Origin of the sequence: Pseudoxanthomonas sp. F37, from assembly GCF_022965755.1 — a bacterium.
Lineage (GTDB): Bacteria > Pseudomonadota > Gammaproteobacteria > Xanthomonadales > Xanthomonadaceae > Pseudoxanthomonas_A.
Window position 1 is genome coordinate 2345370 of record NZ_CP095187.1, and the last position, 13397, is coordinate 2358766.

Genomic DNA, 13397 nt, shown 5'->3' on the forward strand with positions numbered 1-13397 from the left:
GGGAGACTTCGAACGGGTGGGTGGCGCTCAGTCCATTGTTCCCGGTTGAGGCTCCACGCCCATGGATACCAGGCACCGCCCGAGCAACGAGATGAGCTTGTCCTGCTCCTGGTCGCTCAGCCCCGATGTGGCGCCCTCCACAACGCTTTGGGCGATCGCACTACCCCGCGCCACAAGGTCCAATCCCTTTTCGGAGACTTCCGTCGTGAGAACCCGCCCCAAGTAAGGATGCGGCTTCCTCTCAACCAAACCTTCGCGCTCCAGCCGCACGAGGATCTGGTGCATGGTCTGAGGTGATACAGCCGCCATGCGGGCCAGGTCCGCGTTCGACGCCCCAGGATTGTCGGCCAGCATCAGTAGCGCGAGAGCCTGTGGGCGTGTGATCTCAATGCCTCTCTCCCGCAGTTGCTCCTCGATACCCGCCGTCAACGCCATGTGCAGGCCTTTAAGAAGCATGGCGAGCCGATGGGCCTTGGAGTTCTTCAGGGCTTTGAGCGCCTTGGGCAGATCTTTCTTCATGTCTTGTTCTCCAACCATTCCGGCAACTTATCAGCATGCTGATATTTTGTCAGCTTACTGATAGGATGCTGATTCCTCATGACCAACGCACTGCGGCGCGCCCTTCCCTTTCTCTGTGCTCTGGCACTGACGGCGTGTCACGACACGGAGACCTCCGCACCCAGTGCCAGTCTGACGGTGACGATGGCCACGCCTCAGGAGCGAACCGTCGTCCGTGACGTCGCCGCCTCTGGCGCCGTGGCAGCATGGGAGGAAGTCGCCGTAGGGGTGGAGTTGTCCGGCCTGCGCGTGGCTTATGTCGAGGTTGAAGTCGGCAGTACCGTCAACAAGGGAGACGTGCTGTTGCGGGTCGACTCACGCACCATGGACTCGCAGTTGGCCCAGGCCCAGGCTTCGCTGGCCGAGGCCAGGACCAATCTGGATACGGCGCAGCGCAAAGCACGGCGCATGCGCCAGCTGGCCGACGAGAAGATGGTGTCGCTGCAGGACGCAGAGGAGGCCGAGGCCTCCCGCAACAACGCCAACGCCCGCGTCAATACCGCCCTGGCCAGCCTCGATGCCGCCCAGGTCCAGCGAGACTTCACGGTGGTTCGTGCGCCTGTTGACGGCGTGGTATCGGCCCGAAGCGTGCAACCAGGCCAGGTGGTCTCCGCCGGCACGGAACTCATCCGCCTCATCCGCGATGGCCGCCTGGAATGGCGCGCCGAACTCCCCCAGGCCGATCTGCTGCGCGTCACCCCCGGCGCGCGCGTTCGGGTCCAGTCCCCGACCGGCGACGTCGAAGGCACGATCCGCCGGGTGTCGCCGTCACTGACCCCCGAGACACGGACGGGCACAATCTTTGCTGATCTCCCAGAACCAGGCCCGTTGCGCGCGGGCGTGTTTGCGCAGGGGCGCATCGCCTTGGCGCAATCCAAGGCCCTTCTGGTCCCCGATGAGGCGGTCGTGCGTCGTGACGGGCGCACCTATGTATTTACGGTCGACCAGGACAACCGGTGCCGCCAGCGCAACATCGAGGTGGGCGGTAGTTTTGGATCCGATGTCGAAGTCCTCAAGGGGCTCGATGCCGGCGAACGGGTGGTGGCTCAAGGCGCGGGCTTCCTCGGCGATGGCGATCTGGTGCGGGTGGTGGCGCAGGCCGGACAGGCGCCGGCTGCCGAGGCTGGCGAATGAACATTTCCGCGTGGTCCATCCGCAAGCCATTGCCGGCCGTCCTGGCCTTCATCCTGCTGACCGCCGCGGGACTGTATGCATTTCGCCAGCTCGCGATCTCCAAATTCCCCGACCTGACCGTTCCCACGGTCACCGTGACGGTCAATCTGCCGGGCGCCACCCCGAGCACGCTCGAAACCCAGGTCACCCGCAAGATCGAAGATGCCGTTGCCAGCATTGCGGATATCGATGATCTGACGTCCACCATCAATGAGGGCGTATCCACCACCGTGGTCGCATTCGATCTGGGGAAGAATGGCAACATCGCCAAGGACGAGGTGCGCGATGCGGTGGACCGGATTCGCGTCGACCTCCCCAGCGAAATCGAAGCGCCGATCGTCTCGCTGGTCAATGTGGCCGGCGACGACATGATCACCTACGCCGTGACAGCGGATGGATGGAACGATGAAGAGCTCAGCTGGTTCATCGACAACGCGATCAACAAGCGTCTGTTCGGCATCGCCGGCGTCGGCGCGGTCAAGCGCGTGGGCGGCGTGGATCGCGAGGTCCGCGTGGATCTTCGCCCCGAGGCCTTGCAGGGGTTCGGCGTCAGTCCCGCACAACTGTCCCAGCAACTGGCGAAAATACAGCAGGAACAGCCCGGCGGCCGCACCACCGTGGGCGGCAATGAGCAAGCAGTACGCACCCTGGCCACGGTCGATGATGCTTCGGACCTGACCGACTATCCGATCTTCGTGCCCGATGGCCGCAAAGTCCGCCTGTCGACCTTGGCCAGCGTCCATGACGGCCACGCAGAAGTCACGCAGCTGACCACCCTCGACGGCACGCCCGTGATCGGCTTCTCCGTCCAGCGCACCCTGGGCTCGAGCGAAGTCGATGTGGGCGACGCGGTGCGCGAAAGCATCGACGCCCTCCAGAAAGAGATGCCGCGCTTGCGCTTCGTGGAGGTTGCCTCCACCACGCCCGAGGCCGAAGCCTCCTACGAGTCCTCCATGCACATGCTGTACGAGGGTGCGCTCCTCGCCGTCGTGGTCGTGTTCTGGTTTCTTCGTGACTGGCGCGCGACGTTCATCTCCGCCGTCGCCCTGCCCTTGTCCATTATCCCGACGTTTGCCGTGATGTACTGGTTCGGGTTCAGCCTCAACATGATCACGCTCCTGGCGCTGGCCGTGGTCGTGGGCATCCTGGTGGATGACGCGATCGTCGAGGTGGAGAACATCGATCGCCACCTCGGGATGGGAAAAACCCCATTGGAAGCGTCACTGGAAGCAGCGGACGAAATCGGTACGGCGGTCATCGCCACGTCGTGCACGCTGGCCGCCGTCTTCATCCCTGTGGCGTTCATGCCAGGGATCCCCGGAAAGTTCTTCAAGGAATTTGGCTGGACCGCGGCGGCCGCGGTGCTCTTCTCCCTGCTGGTTGCCCGCCTCGTCACTCCCATGATGGCCGCCTACATGCTCAAGCCCATGCCTGAGCACAAGGGCGACTCCAGGCTCATGACCTGGTATCTGGGATGGGCCGACCGCGCCCTGCGCCATCGCGGGCGCACGCTCTGGCTGGCTTTCTGGCTGTTCGTGGCCTCCATGGCCATCATCCCCTTGATCAAGATGACCTTCATCCCGGGTAGCGACGGCGTCCAAAGCTCGCTGATGGTGGAGCTGCCGCCGGGAAGCTCCCTGCAGTCCACTCAGAAGACGGCGGAAACCGCACGCGCACTGATCGCCGACATCCCGGAAATCGAACACATTTTCATCACCTCTGGCGCAGGCGGCAGCAGCGGTGGCCCCGGCGGCGCATCTGTGGCGGAGGTTCGCAAGGCGACATTGACCCTCCGCTGGAAGGACGACCGTGACCGCTCTCAGGCCGAACTGGAAGCCCAGGTACGGGACCGTCTCTCGGACCTCCCGGGCGTTCGCCTGAGCTTTCAAGGAGGCGAACCGGGACGGGCGACCTCCCTGGTGCTGGCAGGCGACGACCCCGTCAGGCTCGCAGAAGTCTCACGCGACGTGGAGCGCGAGATCCGCCAGTTGCCGGGCCTGGGCACCGTCAGTTCCTCAGCTGCACTGGTGCGTCCGGAACTGATTGTGCGGCCCGATGCGGCGAAAGCGTCCGATCTCGGCGTATCGACAGCCGAAATCGCCGCGGTGACGCGCGTGGCCACGCGCGGCGACTACGAGCAGTACCTGGCCAAGCTCAATCTGCCGGAGCGCCAGGTTCCCATCCGTGTCCAACTGCAGGAGTCCGCCCTGTCCGACCCCAGCCTGCTGGGCCAGTTGCGCGTCGCTACCGCGGCGGGCGCAAGCGTGCCGCTGTCCGCCATTGCGGATGTCACCACCGAAAGTGGTCCCTCGCAGATCGCGCGCTTCGACCGCCAACGCAACGTGACCATCACCGTGGACCTCAACGGGCAGCCGCTGGGTGACGTCGACAAGCAGATCAAGGCGCTGCCCTCGTTGCAGAACCTGCCAGAGGGTGTGCAGCTGCAAGCCACGGGCGACGCGGAGATCTTCGAAGAAATGTTCTCCGGCTTCGTTGTAGCCATGATCGCAGGCATCTTCTGTGTGTATGGCGTGCTGTTGCTGCTGTTCAACCATGCCAGCCAACCCTTGACCATCCTGGTCGCCGTTCCGCTGGCTGCAGGCGGCGCGTTCGGTGCGCTTCTTCTGACGGGGACGGACATCTCACTTCCGGTACTGATCGGTTTGATCCTGCTGATCGGCATTGCGGTGAAGAACTCCATCCTGCTGGTCGACTATGCCGTCATCGCAGAGAAGACGCTGGGCTTGTCGAGACACGAAGCCCTGATCGATGCCTGCCACAAGCGGGCGCGCCCCGTGATCATGACGACGCTGGCCATGGGTGCGGGCATGCTTCCGATTGCGCTTGGCTTCGTGGCCGACTCGAGCTTCCGTGCACCCATGGCCATCACCGTCATTGGCGGCCTGCTGACATCCACTGTGCTGAGCCTGGTGGTGGTGCCGGCCGCATTCACCCTGGTCGACGACGTGGAGACCTGGTTGCTTCGCAAGATGGGCCGCAGCGGACAGGCAGCATGAACAGACCGCTCCATCTCGCACTGACCCTCCTGGTCGTGGTCGCGACACAGGGGTGCGCGGTCGTCTCCGTGAAGCGCCACACCGGGCAGGGGCCTGCCGGGGACACCAGGCCGTCCTCGACAGCCTACGGATCCGAGACAAATGCCACCCTCAGCATCGTCGGCTCCGCCTCGGACGAGTGCCGCGCGAATGTGGAATCCTGCGCCTCCCGCCTTCATCAGTTCGAAGGCGTCATCGGCGACCAGGTGCAATCGGCATTGTCCGAGGTGTATCTCGGCCGTGCCCTGTCCATGCGCTGCGCCGCTACCGACCCTGCGTGCGGAGCGGATCGCACGGACCTCCTGATCGAGAGCGCACGAAACGCCTACCTTTACCTGCTTTACGGGAATGAGCATTCCGACCGCCGGGCGTATCGTCAGCGTCCCATTGACGTGCGGAACATCTACAACCGCGCGGTACAGGAAATCGCATTGGAGGCGTACCGGCTGGCGAAGGAAGCCGATCCCGGCACGCCCATCTCCATGGGACGGGGGGCCTCCATCAGTCTGGTCACGGGCTCGGCCAAGCGCATTCCCAGCGAGCTCATCCCTGCGTCCGAGCTGACCTTTGACGGACTTCGCAACACCTACACGCGTGACGGTTTCGGCGCCGATTTCGTGACCGTGACGGATCCACACGCGGATGCGGACACGCCCTACCTGGAACTCAACTACCAACCCATCACCGTCGTCCTGGAGTTCGATGGCCGCGACGCCGATGAGGTACGGTCGTCACGACGGATGAGGCTGAGCTTGCGGGACGCGCGCCTGGAACCGGAGGTGCGGTTGGCCGGCCAAGGACTGCCCTTGGCCGGCAATTTTTCGGCCGCGTATGGTTTATGGCTGGCCCGGACGGATCTCATGAAACTCGGCATGTCGGGACTGCTGGGGCGTGGTGTAGAAGGCCAGGATGGGCCCCGCGTCATCATGTTGGAGCCCTACGACCCCACGCGCCGCGTTCTGATCCTGGTGCATGGGTTGGCCAGCAGCCAGGAGGCATGGGTCAACGTGGCCAATGAGGTCATGGGAGACCCTGCGCTGAGAGAGAACTTCCAGATATGGCAAGTCGTCTACCCCACGCGCATCCCGATCCTGGTCAGCCGGGCCCGCATACAGAGCGCCCTCAACGAGACCTTCACCCGCTTCGACCCTGACCGCACCCATGTGGCGAGCCACCATGCCGTGCTGGTGGGACACAGCATGGGCGGTGTCATTTCCAGACTGATGGTGTCATCCAGCGACGATCTACTTCTGGACCGTCTGATCGGCGACCTAGCCCCCGATCCTGCGCGCCTGCTTGCCAACGACACGCTGCGCACCTACGTCCAATGGACTCCCCTGCCGCCGGTCAGTCGCGCGGTCTTCATCGCCGCGCCCCATCGCGGCACTCCTTTCGTCGACCACCGCCTGCGCAATCTGTTCGGCCGGCTCATTCGGCTCCCCGTGGATCTCATGGAGAGCTTCAACGCCATTCTGCCGGCCGAAAGCATGGACCGCCAGGCCATCAAGTCGCTCGGGGTCCACCGACCGGACAACGGCGTGAACGAGCTCGCAGAGGGCTCCCGCTTCATGCGGGCAACGGCAACACTGCCCATGGCACCCGCCCTCCCCTTTCACAGCATCATCGCGCGCAAGTCACAGGAGGGCCCGCTGGAGCAATCGAGCGACGGCCTGGTGCCCTATGCGAGCGCTCATCTGTCCGGGGCCCGGAGCGAGTCGGTGATCGTGTCCGGGCATAGCGTCCAGGAGATGCCGGAGGCCATCCTGGTCTTGCGGGAAATCCTGAGAACCCACCTTCGCGACGAACGCAAGGACGACTAGGACGCCCCAGGAAGCGGTACGCCGCGCCGGGCGCTCCAGCGCACGGCTCAGGCGTCCGCTACCAGGCCATTGTCGGGTACTCGGTCGTCATGGCCGGGATACGCCTCGGCCGGTCGCTGCCGCCGGTCCACTGGACCGGCCCGCTTTTCGCAGACACTGCAAGCCTGATGAGGGAGCGGTCAATCAGAACGCCACGAACGCCTGCAACCGCAGGTACCGGTACGAATAGCTGTCCGTCCCCGTATCCGTCAGCACCGGCGTGTCCGTGTAGCCGGCATCCAGTCGCAGCCAAGCGTCCTTCCAGCGCGGCGTCTCCACGCCCACTTCCAGCATGCGCGCCCGCTTGGACGTGTCGCCCGCGCTGCGCTGCCGGCCCAGGCCCGCGCGCGCCGTGTACTGGTAACCGCCCACATGCCGGCGCCAGCCCACCACGCCCAGCGCCTCGCCGTACCAGCGCGGCGAATAGTAGTCCGCCTCGCGCGGTTCGCTGTTGCGGTAGTAGCGCGTGCGCAGCTGCAGGCTGAGACCCTGCGCCGGCGCCGCTGCGAACACCAGGTTGCCGCGCAGGTGCGTGCGCAGGTTGTCGCCCACCCCGAAGTCCTGCAGACCGGCCACGCCGCTGGCCGACCAGCGCTCGCCCATCGGCACATCGATGCCGGCACCGGCGAAGGTCTGTACCCAGCCCTGCGCGACGCCATTGCGCGTCTCCAGCACGTCGCGTTCGATGAAGAACTCCTTGCGGTAGGCGTCCCGGCTGTGGATCGACGCACGGCCGATCAGGTCGTCCCCGTTCGTGCCCACATCGCCGTCCCACTGCCACTGGCTGCCGGCATCGCCCGCGCCGCCGACGAACACGCGGTCCTGGTCGTCGTGCCAGCCGCGTCCGGAAAAGCGCGCGCGCTCCACCTTCACGCCCCACCAGTGCTCGATGTCGCGATGGTCCACGTCCCAGCCCAGCGCCAGCTTGCGGGCCTGGTTGCCGTCCGCATCCGAGCCCACCCACAGGTCGGTGCGCACGGCCTGCTTGTCGCCGTCGGTTTCCGCCTGCGCCAGCGCAGCGGGCGCCGCGGCGGCCAGGCCCAGCGCAACGGTCAGGAGATATGGCTTCATCATCACTTGGTACCCCAGGTCTTGCGCAGGCGCAGCAATTCGGCGGCGTAGCCCATCACGCACACCGGCTGCAGGATCATGGTGTAGGCCAGCGTGTAGAACACGAAGCCGGAGACGTTCCGCCGGACCCGCAGGTCCTGGCTTTTGAACATGCGCGACTGCACCCGGAAGATGACGATGTTCCACAGCGCCGCCAGCGGCAGCACCAGCAAGGTCATGATGCCGGCGATCCAGTAATAGCCGAACAAGGCCAGCACGATGCCGGGAATGAAGGCGAACGTGTACACCAGGTCCAGCGGCAGGAACAGCAGGTTCCACCAGATGAACAGCGTGGTCATGCGCGGCTTCATCAGCAGGCGGCCATGGCGCGCGAAGGCCTCCATCAGGCCACGCGACCAGCGCTGGCGCTGGCGGGCGAACTGGCCCACCTTGGTGGGCACCTTGGTGAACAGGCAGGCTTCCTCGCAGTAGCCGATGCGCGCGCCGGTTTCCAGCAGCGCCCACGACACCACGATGTCCTCGCCGACGCATTCGGGCCAGCCGCCCACGCCTTCCAGCGCCTGGCGGGTGTAGAGCGAGAACGCGCCCTGCGCCACCAGCGTGCCGTGGTACATGCTCTGCATGCGTTTGACCGCGGCGATGCCGTGGAAGTAGTCCCACTCCTGGCTGCGGGTCAGCCAGTTCTCGCGCGAGTTGCGCACCAGCACCGCGCCGGCGACGGCCACCGTGCCGGGCGGATCGGACAGGAAGCGTTCCACCAGCTTGCGCAGCGCGTCGGCGCGCAGGTAGGAATCGCCGTCCACGGTCACCACCAGCGCCTGGCCCGTTTCGGCCAGACCGCGGTTCAGCGCCTTGGACTTGCCGCCATTCTTCGGCTGCGCCAGCACACGGATCCGCAGGCCTGGGCGAGCGAGCTGGGCGGACATCGCACGGGCGATGGCCAGGCTGTCGTCGGTGGAACCGTCGTCGATCACCACCACTTCCACCTCGCCCGGATAGTCCTGGCGCGCCAGGCTGGTCAGGGTATCGGCGATGTTCTCGCTCTCGTTGTAGCAGGCGACCAGCACGCAGACCTCGGGCAGACGGTCGAACCTGCGCAGCACCGGGCGGCGGTCGGACAGGATGGAGCCGATCAGGAAGGCATTCATGAAGCCGGGCACGTAGGCGATGAAGGCGATCACGAACAGCGCCAGCCCGAAGCCCAGCGGCTTGGACAGCTCGTTCAACCAGGGCTGGGACAGCTTCACCGACATCGCGGCCCAGGCCAGCGAGACGAGCAGGATGAGGACGTACTTCACCCGCACGGGCACATAGAAACGTCGGCGCGCGGGCGCCGCATCGCCCGCGGACTGCCAGGACGGCTCGGCGACAGGTTCGGGCGGCGAGGTGTCCGGCGGCGGGAGAGATGTCTTGACGTCGTACATGGGGGGATCGCATCGACAGGGGGGCGCCCCTTCGAAGCAAATACCGTGCCACCCGTCACATCCCGGAATAACGAAGCTTTAACCTTATTGCGCAACGCGCATCACAAAAACATGACGCCCGGCGTCACTTTGCGCCCTGGTCGGCCCCCAGCCATCCCGGGTGGCGCACCTGTCCTTCGCCGCGCACCACGAAGCGCTCCACGGTCAGCGCCTCCAGGCCCATGGGGCCATACGAATGCAGCCGGGTGGTCGAGATGCCGATTTCGGCGCCCAGCCCCAGTTCGCCGCCGTCCGAGAAGCGGGAGGACGCATTCACCATGACCACGGCCGAGCGCAGCGCATGCACGAACGCGTCCGCACGGGCCGGGTCGCGGGTGATGATCACCTCGGTATGGTCCGAGGTGTGGCGGCGGACGTGCGCGATGGCGGCGTCGAGGTCGTCGACCACGCCGATGGCGAGGACCAGGTCGAGGAATTCGGCGGCGAAGTCCTCTTCGGTCGCCGCCACCGCATCCGGTATCCACGCCCTGCCCGCCTCGTCCACGCGCAGTTCCACGCCGCGCGCGCGCAGCGCGGCCGCCGCCTTCGGCAGGAAGCCCGGCGCGATGTCGCGATGGACCAGCAAGGTCTCCAGTGCGTTGCAGGCCGACGGCCGGGAAACCTTGCCGTCCAACAGCAGCGCCAGCGCCAGGTCCTCGTCGGCGCCGGCATCCACGTACTGGTGGCAGACCCCCTTGTAATGCTTGATCACCGGCACGCGAGCGTGCTCGGCCACGAAGCGGATCAGTCCCTCGCCGCCGCGCGGGATCACCAGGTCGACGATGTCGCTGAGCTGGATCAGTTCCAGGATGGTCTCCCGGCGCAGGTCCTGGACCAGCGTCAGTACCGCCTCCGGCAGTCCTGCATCGCGCAGCGCACGCTTCAGCGATGCCGCGATGGCGGTGTTGGAATGGATCGCCTCCGAGCCGCCGCGCAGGATCACCGCGTTGCCGGCCTTCAGGCACAGTGCGGCGGCATCGGCCGTCACGTTCGGGCGCGCCTCGTAGATCATCGCGATCACGCCCAGCGGCACGCGCACGCGCTGCACGTGGATGCCGTTGGGGCGATCGTAGGCGCGGGTGACCTGGCCGACCGGGTCCGGCAGTTCCGCCACCTCGCGCACGGCAGCGGCGATGCCCTGCAGGCGCGCGGTGTCCAGGCGCAGGCGATCCAGCATGGCGCTCCCGATGCCTTTCGCCGAAGCTGCCTCGAGATCGCGCCCATTGGCGGCCAGGATCGCGGCTTCGTCGGCCGCCAGTGCGTCCGCCATCGCGCGCAGCAGGGCGTTCTTGGCTTCCGTGGGCAGGGACGCGATGGCGGCGGACGCGTCGCGGCATTGCAACGCAAGCGTCTTGATGTCGGTCATGGGGTCTCCTTGCTCACGGTCGATCATGGGATCCATTCTTCTGTAGGAGCGCCCTCGGGCGCGATGCCTTTACTCAAGACTTCGGACCGAAAAGCATCGCGCCCAAGGGCGCTCCTACGGAAGCGTGCGATACGGGAAGGCGACGCATCACAACAGCACCAGGTCGTCGCGATGCACGACGTTCTCGCCATAGGTATAACCGAGTATGCCTTCGATCTCGCGCGAATGGCGCCGCGCGATGCGGCGGATGTCCACCGCCGAATACTGGCTGACGCCGCGTGCGATGCGCCGTTGGCCGACGTCATCGCGCAGCGCCAGTTCGACCATGTCGCCGCGGCGGAAGTCGCCCTCCGCCGTGATCACGCCGCCCGGCAGCAGCGACGCCCCCTTCTGCCCCATCGCGCTGGCCGCACCGGCATCCACCACGATGGCACCGGCCTCCACCGGCACGTTGCGCAACCAGTACTTGCGCGCGGCCAGGCGGTTCTGCGCGGGCCGGAAACGCGTGCCAAGCAATGCTCCGCGCGACAACGCCGACAGCGTGCCCGCCCGCGTGCCGTTGAACAGGAAGGTCTCGATGCCCGCGGCGGCGGCCTTCGCCGCGGCTTCCAGCTTGGTGTGCATGCCGCCGGTGCCGGCGCCGCTGCCGGCGCCGCCGGCCATGGCGAAGAACTCGGGCGTCAGCGCCTGGACATCCATGATCGGGCGCGCGTCGGCGTGCGTGCGCGGATTGGCGGTATAGAAGCCGTCGATGTCGGTGGCGATGAACAAGGCGTCGGCATCCACCAGCGCGGCGACGACCGCGGCCAGGTTGTCGTTGTCGCCCAGCTTGAGCTCATCGACGGACACGGTGTCGTTCTCGTTGACCACGGGCAACGCGCCCAGCGCCAGCAGTTCCTGCAGCGTGGCGCGCGCGTTGAGGTAGCGACGCCGGTTGCGCAGGTCGTCGTGGGTCAGCAGCACCTGCGCCACCGGCCGATCGAAGAAGCGCTGCCACAGGGCGATCAGCTGCGCCTGTCCCAGCGCCGCCAGCGCCTGCCGTTCGGCCATCGCGGCGCCGGCCTGCGGCTTGCGGTGCAGCAGGCCGCGGCCCGCCGCCACCGCCCCGGACGAGACGATCACCACCTCGCGCCCGGCTGCGATGCTGGACGACACGAACTGCGCCAGGTTCAGCGCATGGCGCGGACTGAGCCCCTCGCCCTCGGCCGCCAGCAGGCTGCTGCCGACCTTGAGCACGGCACGGCGCCAGGCCGGCAAGGGCTGTTCTGCGAACGTAGGCGACGAGGCGGGCATCAGGGTCGGCTCAGCGGGTGTTCCATTCGTACACGGTGAGGTCGGAGGTGCCGGTCAGCGCCAGCGGATCACGGGCCGCGATCGCCCGCGCTTCCTCCACCGAGGCCACGTTCACCAGCACGTACGCGCCTCCCGACCTGTCGCTGAAACCGCCGGTCATTTCCAACTGCCCCGCGGCGCGCAGATCGTCGAGGAACGCGAGGTGCGGCGCGATGACCGCCTCGTCGAACGACGGGCGCCGCATCGCCATGACCAGATAGCGCGTCACAGCGCCTCCCATCGCGCGAGCAGCGCGTCCAGGCGCAGATCCGCCGCGGCGCCCGGCGATGTCCGCGCGGCCAGGCTGCCTTCCGGCGTGCGCCCCTGCCCCGCGCTGTCGGCGGCCGCGGCGGCCGCCTTGTAGGCCTCGCGGAACGGAACCCCCGCCACCGCCGCTTCCACGGCGACATCGGTGGCGTACATGCCCGAATCGATGGCCGCACGCAGGCGGTCCCGGCGCCATTCCAGGTTCGCCAGCAGCGCCGGCAACAGTTCCAGCGCGGGCAATCCGCGGCCGAAGCCGTGGAAGATCGCGCCCTTGCTGGCCTGCAGGTCGCGGTGGTACCCGGACGGCAGCGACAGCAGCTGCTCGATCTCCATGCGCGCCGCCGCCACGCTGGCGTGGGTGGCGCGCATCAGCTCGATGACGTCCGGGTTGCGCTTGTTCGGCATGATCGAACTGCCGGTGGTGTACTGCGCCGGCAGCGCGACGAAGCCGAACTCCGCGCTGGTGAACAGCGACAGGTCCCAGGCGATGCGGCGCAGGTCCAGCGTGGCGCCGCCCAGGGCTTCCAGCGCGGCCAGTTCGAACTTGCCGCGCGAGAGCTGCGCGTAGAGGGGGCTGACCTGCATGCGCGCGAAGCCAAGCGCTGCGGTGGTGTGTTCGCGGTCCAGCTTGAGGTTGACGCCGTAGCCGGCCGCGGTGCCCAGCGGATTGGCATCCACCAGCTTCAGCGTGTCGCGCGCGCGCACGGTGTTGTCGATGAAGGCCTCCGCCCAGCCTGCCCACCACATGCCGGCGGACGACACCACGGCCCGCTGGATATGGGTGTAGCCCGGAATGGGCAGGTCGCGTTCGGCCTGCGCACGGTCCAGCGCCACCTTGGCGATCTCGCGCGACAGCACCGCCACGCGGGCGAGCTTTTCCTTCAGCCACAAGCGCGTGGCTACCAGGATCTGGTCGTTGCGGCTGCGGCCGGTATGGATCTTGCGGCCGGCGTCGCCGAGGCGTTCGGTCAGCCGCGCCTCGATGGCGGAGTGGCCATCCTCGAAACGCTCGTCCAGCACGAAGTCGCCGCGCTGGAAATCCTCGGCGAGGATCGCCAGTTCGCGCTTCAGCCCGGCCAGCTCGTCGCCGGAGAGGATGCCGATGCGTTGCAGGCCTTCGGCATGCGCGGTGCTGGCCTGGATGTCGTGCAGGAAGAACGCGCGGTCCAGCACCACGTCGTCGCCGGCGAGGAAACGCTGGATCTCCGCGTCCACCGCCACGCCGGGCTTCTGCCACAACAGATTCGTCATC

At 66.9% G+C, this 13397-nt stretch carries 10 protein-coding genes; 3 read left to right on the forward strand and 7 right to left on the reverse strand.

All coding sequences use genetic code 11. From position 1 onward, the window contains the following. Window positions 1–27: 27 nt before the first annotated feature. Window positions 28–519 carry a MarR family transcriptional regulator gene (locus MUU77_RS10875; RefSeq protein WP_245086642.1) on the reverse strand — a complete coding sequence of 164 codons (492 nt, stop codon included), beginning with the start codon at window positions 517–519 and terminating at the stop codon, window positions 28–30. 78 nt (window positions 520–597) lie between these two features. Between MUU77_RS10875 and MUU77_RS10880 the strand changes: the two genes are divergently transcribed. The 3 genes from MUU77_RS10880 to MUU77_RS10890 are packed head-to-tail and all read left to right on the forward strand — an operon-like array spanning window position 598 to window position 6607. After that, window positions 598–1692 carry an efflux RND transporter periplasmic adaptor subunit gene (locus tag MUU77_RS10880; RefSeq protein WP_245086645.1) on the forward strand — a complete coding sequence of 365 codons (1095 nt, stop codon included), beginning with the start codon at window positions 598–600 and terminating at the stop codon, window positions 1690–1692. After that, entirely contained in the window at window positions 1689–4748 is a 3060-nt protein-coding gene (locus MUU77_RS10885; protein ID WP_245086648.1) for an efflux RND transporter permease subunit, read from the forward strand. Before MUU77_RS10880 ends, MUU77_RS10885 begins: the two co-directional genes overlap by 4 nt. After that, window positions 4745–6607: an alpha/beta fold hydrolase gene (locus tag MUU77_RS10890; RefSeq protein ID WP_245086651.1), complete on the forward strand. Its 1863-nt coding sequence runs from the start codon at window positions 4745–4747 to the stop codon at window positions 6605–6607. Before MUU77_RS10885 ends, MUU77_RS10890 begins: the two co-directional genes overlap by 4 nt. Window positions 6608–6790: 183 nt before the next feature. Here MUU77_RS10890 and MUU77_RS10895 read toward each other — a convergent pair whose 3' ends face one another. From MUU77_RS10895 to argH, 6 genes are all read right to left on the reverse strand, one after another. Next, a complete protein-coding gene (locus MUU77_RS10895; protein ID WP_245086654.1) occupies window positions 6791–7717 on the reverse strand; it encodes a hypothetical protein in 927 nt (308 codons plus the stop codon). A 2-nt stretch (window positions 7718–7719) separates the two neighbouring features. After that, a complete protein-coding gene (locus MUU77_RS10900) occupies window positions 7720–9141 on the reverse strand; it encodes a glycosyltransferase (protein ID WP_245086657.1) in 1422 nt (473 codons plus the stop codon). A gap of 124 nt (window positions 9142–9265) precedes the next feature. Next, window positions 9266–10546, reverse strand: a complete 1281-nt coding sequence (locus MUU77_RS10905) for a glutamate-5-semialdehyde dehydrogenase (RefSeq protein WP_245086660.1) — start codon at window positions 10544–10546, stop codon at window positions 9266–9268. Window positions 10547–10693: 147 nt separating this feature from the next. Further along, a complete protein-coding gene (gene proB / locus MUU77_RS10910) occupies window positions 10694–11839 on the reverse strand; it encodes a glutamate 5-kinase (RefSeq protein ID WP_245086663.1) in 1146 nt (381 codons plus the stop codon). Between the two features lie 10 nt (window positions 11840–11849). Beyond that, window positions 11850–12119 carry a YciI family protein gene (locus tag MUU77_RS10915; RefSeq protein ID WP_245086667.1) on the reverse strand — a complete coding sequence of 90 codons (270 nt, stop codon included), beginning with the start codon at window positions 12117–12119 and terminating at the stop codon, window positions 11850–11852. Next, window positions 12104–13396, reverse strand: a complete 1293-nt coding sequence (gene argH, locus MUU77_RS10920) for an argininosuccinate lyase (protein ID WP_245086670.1) — start codon at window positions 13394–13396, stop codon at window positions 12104–12106. The genes MUU77_RS10915 and argH overlap by 16 nt, the downstream gene beginning before the upstream one ends. Window position 13397: the final 1 nt, after the last annotated feature.